Source organism: Xanthobacter sp. (assembly GCF_041911315.1).
GTDB lineage: Bacteria > Pseudomonadota > Alphaproteobacteria > Rhizobiales > Xanthobacteraceae > Xanthobacter > Xanthobacter aminoxidans.
In genome coordinates, this window is sequence record NZ_JAYRPE010000001.1 from 64,941 (window position 1) to 80,450 (window position 15,510).

Annotated in this window: 19 protein-coding genes; 7 read left to right on the forward strand and 12 right to left on the reverse strand. The window is 70.3% G+C overall.

Annotated features, from left to right (window positions below; genetic code table 11):
• Window positions 1-31 precede the first annotated feature (31 nt).
• Window positions 32-1,015 carry a protease modulator HflC gene (gene hflC, locus ACE3QW_RS00300; RefSeq protein WP_250166345.1) on the reverse strand — a complete coding sequence of 328 codons (984 nt, stop codon included), beginning with the start codon at window positions 1,013-1,015 and terminating at the stop codon, window positions 32-34.
• Entirely contained in the window at window positions 1,012-2,097 is a 1,086-nt protein-coding gene (gene hflK / locus ACE3QW_RS00305) for an FtsH protease activity modulator HflK (protein ID WP_374249968.1), read from the reverse strand. The genes hflC and hflK overlap by 4 nt, the downstream gene beginning before the upstream one ends.
• 455 nt (window positions 2,098-2,552) lie before the next feature.
• On the opposite strand from hflK, the gene uppP reads away from it, so the two are divergent.
• The 3 genes from uppP (at window position 2,553) to ACE3QW_RS00320 (ending at window position 5,559) form a co-directional block, all read left to right on the forward strand.
• The gene (gene uppP / locus ACE3QW_RS00310) at window positions 2,553-3,425 is read left to right on the forward strand and encodes an undecaprenyl-diphosphatase UppP (RefSeq protein ID WP_029554852.1); all 873 of its coding nucleotides are present in this window, start codon (window positions 2,553-2,555) and stop codon (window positions 3,423-3,425) included.
• A gap of 65 nt (window positions 3,426-3,490) precedes the next feature.
• Window positions 3,491-4,093 carry a cation transporter gene (locus tag ACE3QW_RS00315; protein WP_374249970.1) on the forward strand — a complete coding sequence of 201 codons (603 nt, stop codon included), beginning with the start codon at window positions 3,491-3,493 and terminating at the stop codon, window positions 4,091-4,093.
• Between the two features lie 140 nt (window positions 4,094-4,233).
• Window positions 4,234-5,559 (forward strand): MFS transporter, encoded by a 1,326-nt coding sequence (locus tag ACE3QW_RS00320; protein ID WP_081837372.1) that lies wholly within the window; start codon window positions 4,234-4,236, stop codon window positions 5,557-5,559.
• Here ACE3QW_RS00320 and ACE3QW_RS00325 read toward each other — a convergent pair.
• Genes ACE3QW_RS00325 through ACE3QW_RS00335 form a run of 3 tightly spaced genes read right to left on the reverse strand, consistent with a single transcriptional unit; the run spans window position 5,472 to window position 6,815 of the window.
• Window positions 5,472-5,939 (reverse strand): nuclear transport factor 2 family protein, encoded by a 468-nt coding sequence (locus tag ACE3QW_RS00325; RefSeq protein ID WP_374249971.1) that lies wholly within the window; start codon window positions 5,937-5,939, stop codon window positions 5,472-5,474. The two genes, ACE3QW_RS00320 and ACE3QW_RS00325, sit on opposite strands and share 88 nt — an antisense overlap.
• Entirely contained in the window at window positions 5,936-6,334 is a 399-nt protein-coding gene (locus ACE3QW_RS00330) for a VOC family protein (protein ID WP_374249972.1), read from the reverse strand. The genes ACE3QW_RS00325 and ACE3QW_RS00330 overlap by 4 nt, the downstream gene beginning before the upstream one ends.
• 7 nt (window positions 6,335-6,341) lie before the next feature.
• Window positions 6,342-6,815 carry a cupin domain-containing protein gene (locus tag ACE3QW_RS00335; protein WP_374249973.1) on the reverse strand — a complete coding sequence of 158 codons (474 nt, stop codon included), beginning with the start codon at window positions 6,813-6,815 and terminating at the stop codon, window positions 6,342-6,344.
• A gap of 97 nt (window positions 6,816-6,912) precedes the next feature.
• Between ACE3QW_RS00335 and ACE3QW_RS00340 the strand changes: the two genes are divergently transcribed.
• A complete protein-coding gene (locus tag ACE3QW_RS00340; protein ID WP_374249974.1) occupies window positions 6,913-7,803 on the forward strand; it encodes a LysR substrate-binding domain-containing protein in 891 nt (296 codons plus the stop codon).
• Window positions 7,804-7,840: 37 nt separating this feature from the next.
• On the opposite strand, the gene ACE3QW_RS00345 is transcribed toward ACE3QW_RS00340, so the two are convergent.
• Together ACE3QW_RS00345 and ACE3QW_RS00350 are read right to left on the reverse strand one after the other, a co-directional pair.
• Window positions 7,841-8,260 (reverse strand): DUF1330 domain-containing protein, encoded by a 420-nt coding sequence (locus tag ACE3QW_RS00345; protein WP_374249975.1) that lies wholly within the window; start codon window positions 8,258-8,260, stop codon window positions 7,841-7,843.
• A 3-nt stretch (window positions 8,261-8,263) separates the two neighbouring features.
• A complete protein-coding gene (locus tag ACE3QW_RS00350) occupies window positions 8,264-9,073 on the reverse strand; it encodes a crotonase/enoyl-CoA hydratase family protein (protein WP_374249976.1) in 810 nt (269 codons plus the stop codon).
• An 84-nt stretch (window positions 9,074-9,157) separates the two neighbouring features.
• Here ACE3QW_RS00350 and ACE3QW_RS00355 point away from each other — a divergent pair, with 84 nt between their 5' ends.
• The 3 genes from ACE3QW_RS00355 to ACE3QW_RS00365 all read left to right on the forward strand — a co-directional run bounded on the left by ACE3QW_RS00355 (window position 9,158) and on the right by ACE3QW_RS00365 (window position 11,222).
• Window positions 9,158-9,859 (forward strand): TetR/AcrR family transcriptional regulator, encoded by a 702-nt coding sequence (locus tag ACE3QW_RS00355; protein WP_374249977.1) that lies wholly within the window; start codon window positions 9,158-9,160, stop codon window positions 9,857-9,859.
• Between the two features lie 67 nt (window positions 9,860-9,926).
• The gene (locus ACE3QW_RS00360; RefSeq protein ID WP_374249978.1) at window positions 9,927-10,901 is read left to right on the forward strand and encodes an aldo/keto reductase; all 975 of its coding nucleotides are present in this window, start codon (window positions 9,927-9,929) and stop codon (window positions 10,899-10,901) included.
• A gap of 162 nt (window positions 10,902-11,063) precedes the next feature.
• The gene (locus tag ACE3QW_RS00365; protein ID WP_374249979.1) at window positions 11,064-11,222 is read left to right on the forward strand and encodes a hypothetical protein; all 159 of its coding nucleotides are present in this window, start codon (window positions 11,064-11,066) and stop codon (window positions 11,220-11,222) included.
• Between the two features lie 9 nt (window positions 11,223-11,231).
• Here the strand turns inward: ACE3QW_RS00365 and ACE3QW_RS00370 are convergent, their stop codons facing one another.
• From ACE3QW_RS00370 to ACE3QW_RS00390, 5 genes are read right to left on the reverse strand one after another with little or no spacing between them, the layout of a single operon-like run.
• Window positions 11,232-12,050 (reverse strand): alpha/beta fold hydrolase, encoded by an 819-nt coding sequence (locus tag ACE3QW_RS00370; protein ID WP_374249980.1) that lies wholly within the window; start codon window positions 12,048-12,050, stop codon window positions 11,232-11,234.
• On the reverse strand, window positions 12,050-12,766 hold the full coding sequence (locus ACE3QW_RS00375) for an ABC transporter ATP-binding protein (RefSeq protein ID WP_029876933.1): 717 nt from the start codon (window positions 12,764-12,766) through the stop codon (window positions 12,050-12,052). The genes ACE3QW_RS00370 and ACE3QW_RS00375 overlap by 1 nt, the downstream gene beginning before the upstream one ends.
• Complete coding sequence (locus ACE3QW_RS00380) at window positions 12,759-13,502, reverse strand: ABC transporter ATP-binding protein (RefSeq protein ID WP_250166357.1); 744 nt, start codon at window positions 13,500-13,502, stop codon at window positions 12,759-12,761. Before ACE3QW_RS00380 ends, ACE3QW_RS00375 begins: the two co-directional genes overlap by 8 nt.
• Window positions 13,495-14,481 (reverse strand): branched-chain amino acid ABC transporter permease, encoded by a 987-nt coding sequence (locus tag ACE3QW_RS00385; protein ID WP_250166358.1) that lies wholly within the window; start codon window positions 14,479-14,481, stop codon window positions 13,495-13,497. Before ACE3QW_RS00385 ends, ACE3QW_RS00380 begins: the two co-directional genes overlap by 8 nt.
• A complete protein-coding gene (locus ACE3QW_RS00390; RefSeq protein ID WP_374249981.1) occupies window positions 14,478-15,338 on the reverse strand; it encodes a branched-chain amino acid ABC transporter permease in 861 nt (286 codons plus the stop codon). The genes ACE3QW_RS00385 and ACE3QW_RS00390 overlap by 4 nt, the downstream gene beginning before the upstream one ends.
• Between the last annotated feature and the right edge of the window lie 172 nt (window positions 15,339-15,510).

The following is a 15,510-nucleotide window of genomic DNA, read 5'->3' on the forward strand; positions in this document are numbered from 1 at the left end:
GTCCTTCTCAAATGCGTCGGGGGGCGGCCGGTCAGGGCTTCGGGGTGCCGGTCGGGGCTGGGCCGGGCAGGGGCGTGCCCTTGGCCGGTCCGCCCGGGCCTGTTGCGCTCACGCCTGTCGCGCTCACGCCTGTTGCGCTCATGCCGTCGGCGAGGGTCGGCCCGCGCGTCAGGGCGCCGAGGAAGTCGGCATCCGGCGAGAGCAGCAGCATGGGCGAGGCGCCCGCGAGCGTCTGCCGGTAGGTCTGCTGGGTGCGCAGGAAGGTGTAGAAGGCGGGGCTGTGGTCATAGGCCTCGCCGAGGATCTGGGAGGCCTTGGCGTCGGCCTCGCCGCGGGCGACCTTGGACTTCTGCTGCGCCTCTGCGAGGATGACGGTGCGCTGGCGGTCGGCGCGGGCCTGGATCTCCTGCGCCCATTCGAAGCCCTGCGCGCGCAGCTCCTTGGCCTCGCGCTGGCGCTCGGACTTCATGCGGTCATAGATGGCCTGGCTGGTCTCGGCCGGCAGATCGGCGCGCAGCAGGCGCACGTCCACCACGTCCACGCCGAGGGAGCGCCCGCGCTCGATCACCTCGTTGCGGATCTTGTCGATGATGCGGTCGCGCTCGGTGGAGAGGAGATCCACCAGCTTGGCCTGTCCCAGCTCCCGCCGGACCGCCGAGCTGACGATCTGCGCGAGCCGCGACTGGCCCTGCTCCACGCCGCCCACCGCCTGGTAGAAGGCGAGCGGATCGGTGATGCGGAAGCGGGTGTAGGTGCTCACTTCGATGCGCTTCTGGTCGCCGAGGATGATCTGCTCGGCGGGCGGCTCCAGCGAGATCAGGCGGCGCTCGAAATAAATCACAGTGTCGATGAACGGCGCCTTGAAGTAGAGCCCGGGCTGATCGTGGATGGCGATGGGCATGCCGAGCCGCACCACCAGCGCGCGCTGGGTCTGCTGCACCGTGAAGGCGAAGGAGGAGGCGAAGGCGACGAGGAGGATGCCCACCCCCAGCGCGATGAAACCGGCGCGCTTCACTTGGAGCCTCCCGTGCTGGCCTGATCCGCGACGGGCGGGGCGGGGAGGGTGGCGGCGCGCTTCTCCGCCTCGGTGAGCGGCAGATAGGGCACGATGCTGCTGCCGTGGGCGGAGAGGTCCACGATGACCCGGCCGGAATGCTTCAGCACCTCGTCCACGCCTTCCAGATAGAGGCGGCGGAGGGTCACGTCCTTGTGCCGCTCATAGGCGGCTTCCACGGCGAGGAAGCTCTGGGCCTCGCCCTTGGCGAGGTCCACCGCCTGCTCGCCATAGGCCTGCGCCTCCTGCACGATGCGCTCGGCCTCGCCGCGGGCGCGGGGCAGGATGTCGTTGCGGTAGGCCTCGGCCTCGTTGCGCGCCCGCTCCTGGTCGGCCCGCGCGCGCTGCACGTCGTTGAAGGCGTCGATGACGGCGGCGGGCGGATCGATGCGCAGCAGCTGCACCTGGGTGATGACGATGCCGGCCTGATACTTGTCGAGCAGGCGCTGGAGCACGACCTCGGTCTGCTGGGCGATCTGCTGGCGCTTGTCGGAAAGCGCCGCCTGGATGGGGTTCTGGCCGATGACCTCGCGCAGGGCGCTCTCGGCGGTCACGCGCAGCGTGCCTTCCGCATCGGCGACATTGAACAGGAACTGGCCGGCGTCGCGGATGCGCCAGAACACCACGCAGTCCACCTCGACGATGTTCTCGTCGCCGGTCAGCATCTGGCTGCGCTCGCGCCGTCCGTCGCGGGAGCCGAGGACCATCTGGTTGATCTGGGTGATCTTGGGCAGGAGGATGGTGTCGATGGGGTAGGGCCAGTGGTAGTGAACGCCGGAGGGCTCCGTCGCCACCCACTTGCCGAAGCGCAGCACGATGCCCTGCTCGTCCGGCTGCACCCGGTAGAAGCCGCTCGCCGCCCACAGCACCGCGATGAGCCCCACCGCCACCAGCGCGCCGCGCCGCCCGAAATGGGGCAGGCGCAGCATCTCCGACACCTGCTCCCGCGCTAGCCCCTCGAACGGCTGCGGACGCGCCGGTTCCGGAACGCCCGCGGGCGGTGAAGTCTCTTCAGTCGGCGGCACGGCTTCAATATTCGCCATTCAGGCTGACCTCAGGTCAGGTAATTTTTGATATTACCTAAAGTAATGGGCGGCGCAGGCCCAATGGATGGCGACGGACCATAGAAGATTTCAATCTCTGTTCGCAATTGCCCGCGTCTCGCCTTGGGTGCGGCATCTCGCGGCCCCGCTTCCGGCACCGGTGAAATGCAATTTTAGTCTATTGGACAGTGTGTTGGCTGATGCTTCTGGAGCCTGGCCGGCGGCGCGCGGCATCCCTTCCGTTCCGCGAGGTGGCGCACCGGGAGGAGCCGGCAACCGCCGTTGCGCAAGTCTTCCGCTGCGGCACTGCGGTGACAACGCGCACCCCGCCCGGTTCCGTCGCGCGTGCGAAGCAGATAGCAAGGGACGCCTGTATTCGCGCGCGCTTGCCCGTGCTTGCGCGCGCTCTTCCTGCGGGCGCCACGCCGTCCTCACAGCAAGCGGAATTCGACACCATGGCCAGCGTCTGCACCAATGGGGTGGACACCGGGTTCGTCGCCCTCGGCACCGGCAAGGTGGCCGTCCTCGGCGTCGTCCAGGGCATCACCGAGCTTCTGCCCATCTCCTCCACGGCGCACATGCGCCTCGTGCCGGCGGTGCTCGGCTGGCCCGATCCCGGCTCCGCCTTCTCGGCGGCCATGCAGCTCGCCGCTCTGTTCGCGGTGGTGACGTATTTCTGGAGCGACCTGCGCGCGCTGGCCTGCGGCTCCATCTCGGCCGTGCGCGCCGGCGATTTCACCGCCCACGCGCCGAAGACCGTGCTCGGCATCATCCTCGGCACCATCCCCATCGTCATCGCCGGCGTGCTCTTGAAGAGCAAGCTGAACGCCTGCGGCTCGTCCTTCCGCGAACTGTGGGTCATTGGCGCGGCCAGCCTCGTCATGGGCCTCCTGCTGGGCATCGCGGAAATGACCAGCCGCCATACCCGCACCTTCGCGCAGATCAAGCTGCCCGACGCGCTGGTGGTGGGCCTCGCCCAGGTGGGCGCGCTCATTCCCGGCGTGTCGCGCTCGGGCTCGACGCTGACGGCGGCCATGTTCCTCGGCCTGCGCCGCGAGGATGCCGCCCGCTTCTCCTTCCTGCTCGGCCTGCCGGCCATCTTCGCGGCGGGCGTGAAGGAATTGCTGGAGCTGCACCACGCCGGCCTCGACATGCAGGGCTGGGAGGTGCTGGGCGTCGGCCTCCTCACCGCCTCGCTCTCCGCTTTCGTCGCCATCTGGACGCTGATGCGGGTGATGGAGCGCCTCTCCTCCTGGCCCTTCGTGTTCTACCGCATCGGCATGGGCGTGTTCCTGCTGGTGGCGGTGTGGCGGGGCGTGCTCTCCTGAGCGCTCGACACACCGGGCGCCTCGCGTAACCTCTGCGCCACGGCCGAGAGGAAAGAGGGGGCGCGATGACGGAGGGGCAGGTTGCGGACCACGCCGGCCTGCGCCGGACCGTGCTGGTGGTGGCGCTGGCGAACCTCGCTTATTTCGGCGTGGAGTTCGCGGTGGCGTTGGCCATCGGCTCGGTCTCGCTGTTCGCCGACAGCGTGGACTTTCTGGAAGACGCCAGCGTCAACCTGCTCATCTTCGTCGCCCTCGCCTGGTCGGCGCGGGCGCGGGCCAAGGTCGGGATGGCGCTGGCGCTCATCCTGCTCATCCCCGGCCTTGCCACGGTGTGGACCGCGTGGGACAAATTCCTCGACCCGGTGGCGCCGCAGCCCCTCGCCTTGTCGCTCACCGGCCTCGGCGCGCTGGGGGTGAACCTCACCTGCGCCTTTCTTCTTGCCCGCTACCGGCACCATCGCGGCAGCCTGACGAAGGCCGCCTTCCTCTCCGCCCGCAACGATGCTTTCGCCAACGTGGCCATCATCGCGGCGGGCGCCGTCACCGCCGTTCTGTGGCGCTCCGCGTGGCCGGACCTCATCGTCGGCCTCGCCATCGCCGCCCTCAATCTCGATGCCGCCCGCGAAGTCTGGGAAGCCGCCCGCGAGGAGCACCGCGCCGAGCCGTGAACCAGCCGTCGCAATCTTGAGCATGAACTGGATCTGGACAGCACCAAGCGGCGTTGTCACGCTGCCGCTGCTTCCTGCCGGATGGCGGGACGCTTCGGCCGCCTTTTCCGCGCATGGAATGACGAGTTTGGGGGCTGCCGATGGTCACGGGTGATGTTCAAAGGGTGGGGCGGGATGGCGCCGGCGCGGAGACGGCCCACCCGGGGCCGTCCCGGCGTGCGGCGCTGGGGCTCGATGCGCTCAATTTCTTCCTGGCGGACGTGCGCGACGGGCTGGGGCCCTATCTCGCCATCTATCTGCTCGCCGTGCGCGGGCCGGAGCAGGGCTGGACGGAGGCCACCGTCGGCTTCGTCATGACCATCGCCGGGCTCACCGGGCTGCTCGCGCAGACCCCGGCGGGCGCGCTCATCGACAGCAGCCGCAACAAGCCGGCCATCGTGATCGCCGGTGCGCTGGCGGTGACGCTGACCTGCCTCTCGCTGCCCTTCCTGTCGAATTTCTATCTGGTGGCGGGCAGCCAGTCTCTTGCGGCCATGGCGGGGGCGATCTTTCCGCCCGCGCTCTCCGGCATCACGCTGGGCCTCGTGGGGCCGAAGGCGTTCGCGCGGCGCATCGGGCGCAACGAGGCGTTCAACCATCTCGGCAATGCGGTCTCCGCCGCCATCGCCGCGGGAACGGCCGTAATCTTCGGCCCCATCGTGGTGTTCTGGCTCATGGCGGTGCTGGCCGTGCTCAGCATCGGCGCCATGCTGGCGGTGCCGCGCCGGGAGATCGACGACACGCTGGCGCGCGGCCTCTCCCATGATCCCGCCCACCACGAGCAGCCCTCCGGCCTGAAGATGCTGCTGTCGAGCCGGCCGCTGCTGATCTTCGCGCTCACCTGCTTCCTCTTCCACCTCTCCAATGCGGCGATGCTACCCACCACGGGGCAGTTGCTCACCTATGTGGTGGGCAAGGATCAGGCGACCTCCCTCATCGCGCTCTGCATCGTGGCGGCGCAATGCGTGATGGTGCCCATGGCGATCATGGTGGGCGCGAAGGCGGACGCGTGGGGCCGCAAGCCCATCTTCCTCGTCGCTTTCGCGGTGCTGGCGCTGCGCGGCGCGCTCTATCCCCTGTCCAACGATCCGTTCTGGCTGTTCGCCGTGCAGTGCCTCGATGGCGTGGGTGCCGGCATCTTCGGCGCGCTCTTCCCCGTGGTGGTGGCGGACCTCACGCGCGGCACCGGGCGGTTCAACGTTAGCCAGGGGGCGGTGGCCACGGCTCAGGGGCTGGGGGCGGCCTTCTCGGCCTCCATCGCCGGCGTCATCATCGTCTCCGCCGGCTACAGCGCGGCCTTCCTCACCCTCTCCGCCATCGGGGCAGCGGGCTTCCTGCTCTATCTGTTCGCCATGCCGGAGACGGGGGCTGCGGGCACCAAGGAACCCGCCGTGCCGCCGCCCGGCAGCGCGACCGTATCGCCATAGAGCGCTTCGGCCTCGCTCTTCAGCCCGCCGCGAAAGACGAAGATTTCGCACGCGCGGCGGGCGGTGTCGCCCAGCGTCGCCTCATAGTGGACCACCATGCGCTGGCCCGGCTCGTCGCAGATGGCGGCGAGCAGGCGGAATTCCAGCCGCTCGATCCGCGCCAGCGCGGCGCGCCAATAGGCCTCGATGGCCGGGCGGCCCTCCAGCGTGGGGCTCCCGGTCATCTGCAGGGCGATGGGGCTGCGGAACCGGGCATCGTTGGTGAAGGCGGAGAGGACCGCCTCCACGTCGCGCCGGTTCCAGGCGGCGATCCAGGCATCGGCATGGTGGAGCATCTGCTCGCGCGTGAGCGTCACGGTCGGGTCCTCGGACTGGTTCATGGCGCCTCCGCCGCGTGGCAGCACACGCAAATCTTGTTGCCGTCGCGGTCGCGGAAATAGGCGCCGTAATAGTTGGGGTGATAGTGGGGCCTGAGGCCCGGGCCGCCTTCGTCCGTGCCGCCGGCGGCCAGCGCCATGCGGTGGATGTCGTCCACGCTGGCGCGGTCCAGCGCGAGGAGCGCGACCATGGCGCCGTTGCCGGGGGTGGCCGGGCCGCCGTCGAAGGGCCGGCACAGCAGGAACAGGGGAAAGCGCCCCTCCGCCGGCTGCCATCCGGCCTTCCCGTCGGCGGCATCGAAGAAGCGCAGGCGCCAGCCGAGCCGCGCCATCAGCGGGTCATAGAAGGCCTGCGCGGCGACGATGTCGTTGGTGCCGACATTCACGTGGGAAATCATGCGGGTCTCACCATGGCGTTCCATCCTTGCGGGTGAAGGACCAGCCGGCGGCGGAGAAATGCGCCACGAGATCGTCCTCGGGATAGGTGCCGGCATCCTGCGGGTCGCGGTCGCCGATTTCCAGATAGCGCACCTCCGCCTCGCTGCGGTTGACGAGGTGGTGGGCGAGCCCGTTGGCGGGAAAGCCGATGCACATGCCGGGGCCGAGCGGGAATTCGCCCGCGTCCGTGCGCAAAGTGGGCGTGCCGGAGAGGATATAGACGAACTCCTCCTGCCTCGAGTGCCGGTGCAGCAGCGCGGACTGCGCGCCCGGCGCCAGCGTGGTGAGATTCACGCCGAAGCGGGAGAGGCCGAACGCATCGCCGAGCTGCCTTTTCTCCCGCCCCGCCATGCGCGCGGCGAATGGGGCGGGATAGTTCGAGGGCTTGGTGCGCGGCGGCACAGCCTCGGCGGCAAGGGGCGTGCGGGCGGGGCCGGTCATCGGGTGTCCTCATCAAGAACCTGCTGGAAGCTAGCCGATGTTTGGGCTCAAATGGGTGAGAAATTCTCACCTGTCTGGTGCGTGCGGGGAAGCGTCCATGTCGTCCAATCTGCCTTCGCTCCGGGGCCTTGCGGCCCTCGATGCGCTGGCGCGGCACAAGAGGCAGGGGGCGGCGGCCGAGGCGCTGGGCATCTCGCGCTCGGCTCTCTCCCACCGCATCGCGGACCTTGAGGCGGAACTGGGCGCGCGGCTCGTCACCCGTTCGGGCCGCGTCTCCATGCTGACCGACGAGGGCACCGCGCTGCTCGCCGCCATGGGCGATGCCATCGGCCGGATCGAGGCGGCGGTGGCGCCCTTGCAGCGACGGCTGCGGCAGATCCGGCTCTCCACCGTGAACACGCTGGCCGCCAACTGGCTGCTGCCCCGCCTGCCGCGCTTCCAGCGCGCCCATCCCGACATCGAGATCGCGGTGCTGACCACCCAGCGGGTGGTGGACCTCGACGGCGAGGATGTGGACTGCGCCATCCGCAATGGCATGGGCGACTGGCCCGGCATTCAGGCGCGGCTGCTCTTCCGCGAGACGCTGGTGCCCGCCGCCGCGCCCGGCCTCGCGCTGGGCCGGCCATCCGATTGGCCGGTCATCCGTGCCCGTGCCCGCTTCCGCGACTGGCCGCTGTGGTGGCAACAGACGCGGCAGAAGGGGGAGGCTCCGGCCGGCGGCATGGTGGTGGAAAACCGGGCGCAGGCGCTGGAGGCGGCGCTGGCCGGGGCCGGCGTCGTCCTTACCGACGCGCGTTATCTGGACACGCACCTCGCCGCCGGCCGGCTGCGGGTGCTGGGGCCGGTGATCGCGCTGGAGGGCGGCTTTTATTTCGTCCGCAGCCGGGCGCCGCGCAATCCGCGCAACGTCGATGCCCTCGCGCGCTGGCTGGAAGAGGAGGGCCGGGCGACCCCGCAGGCCGGGTGGCCGCCGGGCGCTGCCGACTGAGGGAGCGGCGCGGCACCGGGCGATGCCGCGCCGCCAATCATCCCGCAAAGCCGCTGCCGGCCGGCAGCGGATCGAAGCGCACGAGCCGGCTGTCGGCGACGCCCGCCTGCCGGTGCGCCATGGCCTCGCGATAGCGCGGATCGCGCAGCATCTGCACGAACGCATCGGGGCTGGGATATTCGGCGATGAAGGCGATGTCCCAGTGGGTCTCCGGCGGCCCGACGAGGGACAGCTCGAACGCCCCGCGCCACACGATGCGCCCGCCGATCTCCGCCAGCACCGGCGCGCTGAGGCGGCTGTAGGCCTCATAGGCCTCAGCGCCGGTGGTGACGCGGCCGTCCGCATACGTCACACGCGGGCGCAGGCGGATGAGGTTCAGCAGGTGCACCGGGCCGGGGCGGTCGTTGGCGGTGAAGGCGGCGAACGTCTCGCGGGAGAAGCTGGTGTGTCCCTCCATGGCTCAGCCCTCCACCACCGCCGTCCAGAGGCCGGGATAGGCCGGCGCGCGGCGGGCGATCCAGGCATCCAGCCCCTCGCGCAGGTCGGCGGTGGGGGCCATGCGGGCGAACTGCTCGGCCTCCACCAGCAGGCCCTCGGCGATGGGCAGATTGATGCCGCGCGTCACCGCCGTGAGGATGGTGGAAACCGCGAGCGGGGAGTGGACGAGGATGCGCTCCAGAAGGTCGCGGGCGCGGGGCAGCAGGTCGTCGTGGGGCACCACGGCATTCACCAGCCCCAGCTCCAGCGCGCGCTGTGGGGTGAAGGTCTCGCCGGTGAGCAGCAGTTCCATCGCCCGCTTGCGGCCGGCGAGGCGGGGCAGGCGCTGGGTGCCGCCGAAGGTGGGCGGCATGCCGAGCAGGATCTCGGGCTTGGCGAACACTGCCCGGTCGCTGGCGATGGCGAGCGGCGCCGCCTCCGTCACCTCGCAGCCGCCGCCATAGGCGAGGCCGTTCACCGCCACCACCAGCGGCTTGCGGAACGCCTCCACCCGCGCCGTCAGCCTTTGGCCGCGCGCCACGAAATCCCGCAACGCCGCCTCGGGGCTCTGCGCCACCGAGCGCGAGAACTCGGGAATATCGCCGCCCGCCGAAAAGGCGCGCCCTGTGCCGGTGAGGATGACGCCGCGGATGGCGTCGTCGCCCTCGATTTCGTCGAGGTGGCGCAGCAGCGTCTCGATGGTGGCGTAGCTCAAAGCGTTGAGCTTTTCCGGGCGGTTGAGGGTGAGGGTGGCGATGGCGCCGTCGACCGTCTTCAGCACAAGGTCCGTCATGAGGGAACTCCCCGTTCGATGAGGCCCCGACCATGCCCGCGGCGTCCGGTTGAGTATACTCACTGTACGGTATACCTTGCGGCCATGCCGAAGCCCCCCAATGCCCGTGTTCAAGACAAGCGTGCCCAAGAAGCCCGCGCCCAAAATGCCCGTTCCCAGGACCGGCGCGCTCAGGACGGCCGGGCCCAGGACATCCGCGCCAAGGACACACGGGCGAAGATCGTCCAGGCCGCCTCCAAGCTGTTCTATGCGGAGGGGATCGGCCGGGTGAGCATGGATGCGGTGGCGGAGACGGCGGGCGTCACCAAACGCACGCTCTATTATCATTTCGACAGCAAGGACGACCTCGTCGCCGCCTATCTCGACGCCCGCGACCAGCCCAACCTGACGCAGATGGCGGGGTGGTTCGCCGCCGCCGAGGGCGGGGCGGATGCGAAGGTTGCGGCCATCTTCGCGGCGCTTGCCAAGAGCGCGCGGCATCCCAAATGGAAGGGCTGCGGCTTCCTGCGCACCACGGCGGAGCTGGCCGCCTTGCCGGGACATCCGGCGGTGAAGATCGGCGCCCGCCACAAGGCGGCCTTCGCCACATGGCTCGCGGGCGAGCTGGAGAGCGCCGGCTTCGAGACGCCGACCGCCCTCGCGCGGCAGATCCTGCTGCTGCTGGACGGCGCCTTCTCCGCCTCGCTGGTGCATCGGGATGCAAGCTGGTTCGAGGAGGCGGGCGCGGCCGCCGGCGCGCTGGTGCGCGCCCATCCGCGCCAGCCGAGCCCGAGCGCGGTATCGTGATGCATTGAGTGCTTGCAAGTCCGCCGCCGGCGGCGATGGTAGGCGCCTCAATCGCGGGAGACGGGCAGTGGACTACGTGAAATTCGGCGCGACCGGCCTTGAAGTCTCGAAGCTGTGCCTCGGCTGCATGACGTTCGGCGAGCCGAACCGCGGCTCCCACCCCTGGACCCTCAAGGAGGAGGAGAGCCGGCCGCTCATCCGCCAGGCGCTCGACCTCGGCATCAATTTCCTCGACACCGCCAACGTCTATTCCGACGGCACGTCGGAAGAAATCGTCGGCCGCGCGCTGAAGGATTTCGTGCGGCGCGAGGAGGTGGTGCTCGCCACCAAGGTGTTCAACCGCATGCGCCCCGGCCCCAACGGCGCCGGCCTGTCGCGCAAGGCGATCATGGCCGAGATCGACGCCAGCCTGCGCCGGCTCGGCACGGACTATGTGGACCTCTACCAGATCCACCGCTTCGACCACGCGACCCCCATCGAGGAGACGCTGGAGGCGCTGCACGACGTGGTGAAGGCGGGCAAGGCGCGCTACATCGGCGCCTCCTCCATGCCGGCATGGCGCTTCACCAAGGCGATCTACATCTCCCGCCTCAACGGCTGGACCCGCTTCGTGAGCATGCAGAACCACATGAATCTCCTCTATCGCGAGGAGGAGCGGGAGATGCTGCCCTTGTGCGTCGAGGAAGGGGTGGCTGTGATCCCCTGGAGCCCGCTGGCGCGCGGCCGGCTGGCGCGGGCATGGGACGAGGCGACCTATCGGCTGGAGAGCGACGAATTCGGCAAGACGCTCTATGTGGCGGGCGACCGCGAGGTGGTGGACGCGGTGGGCGCCATCGCCGCCAACAGGGGCGTGCCGCGCGCGCAGGTGGCCCTCGCATGGCTGCTGCAGAAGAAGGGCGTCACCGCCCCCATCATCGGCGCGTCCAAGCCCGGCCATCTCACGGACGCCGTGGCCGCCCTCTCGCTGACCCTGACGGCGGAGGAGATCGCGGCGCTGGAGGCGCCTTACGTGCCGCACGGCGTCGCCGGCTTCACGGACTGAGCCCCCGCGTCCGCCGTGGCGAAAAGATCACGTTTCGTCGATCTGTGGGCGTCCGCTCCGCCCGCAGCAAAGTCGCCGCTTTGCCGTCGAAATTCCGCCCGCCGTCCGGAGCATCAGACGAGAGCGGGCAGGTTGGCCCGATCGTGTTTCTGGACAAGACCCATGAAGGGCATCGCTTTCGGAATTCTCCTCACCCTCGTCGCCGGTCTGCTGAGCGTCGGCGTCACCTTTGTGTTCGGCGGCAGCGGCGGTCTCAACTTCCTGCTCGCGCTCGGCGCCACGCTGGTGGCCCTCGCCATGGACGTGCCGACCGTCGCCTGACGCGCGCGCTCAGCCCGCCTGGGAGGCGGCGACCGGCTCCGGCGGCGCCTCCACGGTATGGACGAACCCCGTGAGCAGCACCGCCACCTCGGCCGGCGCCTGAAGGGTCGGCACGTGCGCGCAATCGGGAATCTCGTGGAACGTGCCGTTGGGCACGAGGTCGGCGAGTTCCCGCGCCATCACCGGCGGCGTCGCCGCATCCAGCGCTCCGGCGCAGGCGAACACGGGCACGGCGAGATGCCGGGCCGCGTCCTTCAGATCCAGAGTCGCGAGAATCCCGCAGGCCTCGCCGAACACCTCCGGATCGGTGGCGACGAAGGCCGCGCGCCGCTCCGCCAGAGTCTGCGGAACCCGCGCCGCCATGGCCGCCGGGAACAGGCGCAGCATGGCGGTTTCGGCGATGGCCTCCAGCCCGTCCGTCCCGGCCTTCGCGGCCATGAAGCGGAACGCCCCGCGCCCCTCCTCGGTGAAGCCGGCGCCGCAGCCGGCCAGGAACAGGCCGCTCGACAGGTGCGGATGGCGCAGGGCCGTGGCGAGGGCGAGGAACGAGCCGTAGCCGTTGCCGAACAGGATCGGCGTCTCGCCGGGACAGGCCGCCGCCACCGCCGCCGCCACCGCATCCGCCTGCGCATCGAGCCCGCCCGCGCGCGGTGAGCCGCCGAAGCCCGGCAGATCGAGCAGCACCAGCCGGAACCTGTCGGACAGCAGCGGCACCATGGGTTCGAGGCTGCCGCGATCGGACAGCAGGGAATGCAGGAACACGATGCTGGGGCCGGTGCCGGTGACGTGCGCGGAGAGGCCGGCGGCGCTTGTGTTGGCGGTGAGCATCAGTGCACTCCCAGATGTTGGGCCATGAGGGCGGGATCGTCGGCGAGGACCTGAGGCGGTCCGCGCCAGACCACCTCTCCCGAAGACAGGACGACGCAGGTGTCGGCGAGCCGCAGCGCCAGCGGCAAATTGTGTTCCACGAGGAGGATGGAAAGTCCGTCCGCCTTCAGGGCGGCGATGGCGTCGGCCACCTCGGCGACGATCTGCGGGGCGAGGCCTTCCGCCGGCTCGTCCAGCAGCAGCACGCGCGGATTGGTCACGAGCGCGCGGGCGATGGCCAGCATCTGCTGCTCGCCGCCGGACATGGAGCCGGCGAGCTGCCGGCGCCTTTCCTTCAGGCGCGGGAAGAGGGTCTCCACCGAGGCGATGTCGAACACCCGCGCCGCGGTGTGGCGCGGCGGCCGGTAGGCGATGGCGAGGTGTTCCTGCACTGTGAGGGAGGGGAAGATGCGCCGCCCCTGCGGCACCAGCCCCACGCCCAGCCGGCAGATGGCCTCCGGCTTGCGGTTCTCCAGCGCCGTGCCGAACAGTTCGATGCGGCCCTGCCGGGCGTCGTTGAGGCCGGCGATGGCCGAGAGGGTCGTGGACTTGCCCGCGCCGTTGCGGCCGAGGAGGGCAGTCACGGCGCCTTCCGCGCAGGTGATGTCCAGCCCGCGCACGGCGCAGATCTCGCCGTGATAGACGTGGAGGTTGGACAAGGTGAGGGCTTCAGGCACCGAGATACACCTCCCGTGTGCGGGGATCGGCGGCGATGTCGGCGCGCGATCCGGTGGTCACGACCCGGCCGTGATGAAGAAGGGTGATGCGCTCGGCGAAGGCGAGGGCGACATCCATGTCGTGCTCGATGAGGACGACCGTCATCTCCTCGGGCAGATTGGCGAGGAGGTCCTGCACCATCACCCGCTCGTCGCGGGAGAGGCCGGCGAGGGGCTCGTCCAGCAGCAGCACGCGCGGGGCGAGGGCCAGCGCCATGGCGATTTCCAGCCGCCGCCGGTCGCCATAGGCGGTCTGGGACACGGGCCGGTCCGCGAGGTCGGCGAGCTTCACCCGGTCGAGGATGGCCAGCGCCTCCGCCCGCAGCGACGCATCGGCGCCGAAGGGGGACCAGGCCCGCCATTTGTCGCGCCTGAGGCCGTTGAGGGCCAGCATCACGTTCCGGCAGAGGGTCTCGTGCGGGAAGAGCGTGAGGATCTGGTAGGTGCGGGCGAGTCCGAAGCCGGTGCGCTTGCGCGGCGGCAGGCCCACGAGTTCCGATCCGAACAGCCGGATGGAGCCGCCGGTGGGGGTGAGGTCGCCGCAGATCAGGTTGAACAGCGTGGTCTTGCCCGCGCCGTTGGGGCCGAGCAGCAGGTGCCGCTCGCCGGGCATGATGTCGAGGCTGACGTCCGCGATGGCGGGCAGGCCGCCGAACTGCTTGGTCAGGCCATCGATGTGGAGTGCGGGCTCAGCCATCGGCGCGCTCCCTCGGCACGAGTTTGGGGGCGGGGCCGGGCCTGAGCCGCTTCAGCGACGCGGTGAGGCGGTTGAAGCCCGGCACGATGCCGTCCGGCATCAGGAGGACGATGACGACGAAGGTGAAGCCGAGCAGCATCACCCAGCGGTCGATCCAGATGGAGGCGAGGTTCTTCAGGAGCACCACCAGCGCCGCGCCGATGAGCGGGCCGGCCAGCGTCCCGGCCCCGCCCGCCACCACCATCAGCAGCACCTCGGCGGAGGCCGTCACCGCCATCATGTGCGGGCTGACGAACTGGTGGTACCAGGCATAGAGCAGGCCGGCGGCGGCACCCCAGGCGGCGGCGAGCATCCAGGCGACGAAGCGGATGCGCCACACGTCGTAGCCCACCGCGCCCATGCGGCGCGGCTGGTCCCGCGTGCCGCGCAGCGCCACGCCGAGCGGGCTGTCGAAGAAGCGGCCGAGCTGGACGAGGGCCAGCGCCAGCACCGCGAGGCACAGCCACAGGAAATATTCCGGCTTCTCCAGTGGCAGCCACGCGCCGCCGGGGCGCGGCACGCCGGAGAGGCCGTTGTCGCCGCCCGTCACCGAGGTCCAGCGATAGGCGGCGCCCCAGACGATCTGGCACAGGGCCATGGTGATCATCACGAAGCCGAGGCCGGTGGTGCGCAAAGCGACGAGGGCGAACAGCGCGGCCACCGCCAGCGTCCCGCCCAGCGCCACCAGCGCCGCGAAAACCGGATCGATCCCGCCCACGGTGGAGAGCCACGCCACCAGATAGGCGGCGAGGCCCGGAAACACCGCGAAGCCCAGCGAATTCAGCCCGGCATGGCCGACCAGCACGTTCAGGCCCAGCGCGCCGATGGCGGCGATGGTCACCTGGCTGGTCAGGTTCACGTAGAAGGGCGAGGTGGAAAACAGCGGCACCATGGCCATGGCGGCCAGCGCCACCGCGAAGGGGAGGGCGCGCGCGCTCATCCGAGCCTCCGGCCGAACAGGCCCTGCGGCGCCACGGAGAGCACCGCGATCATGGGCAGGAACAGGATCACATAGGCGAGGTCGGGCACGAGCACCTGTCCGAATGTGTAGATGAAGCCGATGGCGTAGGCGCCGACGAACGCCCCGGCGAGGCTCCCGGCGCCGCCGAGGATCACGACCAGCAGGGCGAGCGGCAGCATGTCCTGGTCGAGGCTGGGATAGACCGAGAGGATGGGGCCGCCGATGACCCCACCGAGGCCGGCCAGCGCCGTGCCGAGGCAGAAGACGGCGGTGAAGAGGGTGGAGGCGGAGACGCCGATGGCGCGGGCCATGCCCACGTCGTCCACCGCCGCGCGGATCATGGCGCCGGCGCGGGTGCGCTCCACCAGCAGCCACAGCCCCAGCGCCACCGCCGCCGACGCGCCGATGACGAACAGCCGGTAGCGCGGGAACACCGCATCGCCGATGCGCACCGCGCCGGAGAGTTCCGGCGGCGGCGGCAGGCGCATGGGGTCGCCACCCCACATCATCAGGCAGGCGTCGGCGATGATGAAGGCAAGGCCCAGCGTCAGCAGCACCTGCGGCAGGGTGCGCCCGGCAAGGCGGCGCAGCAGCGTGCGCTCGATGATGCCGCCGAGCAGCCCCACGGCCACCGCCGCCGCTGCCGCCGCCGCCCAGAAGCCGAACCCGGCCTTCACCGCGGCAAGGCCGAGATAGGCGCCCAGCATGAACAGCGCGCCGTGCGCGAGGTTCGCCACCCGCATCAGCCCGAAGATGAGGCTGAAGCCCGACGCCAGCATGAACAGGAGCCCGCCGAGCGCGAGGGCGTTGAGGCTTTGGCTGACCCAGAAGGTCATGATTGGTCCTCGGATAAGGAAGAGGGGGCCCGGGACGATGCCTATCGAGCCGTCATCCCCCGGCTTGTCCGGGGGATCCACGATGCGACCGGGCCGGTTGCCGGGAGTCATGCAGCCGGCAAGCGGCGTGGTGGATGCCCCGGACAAGCCGGGGCATGACGGCTCTCAGCAG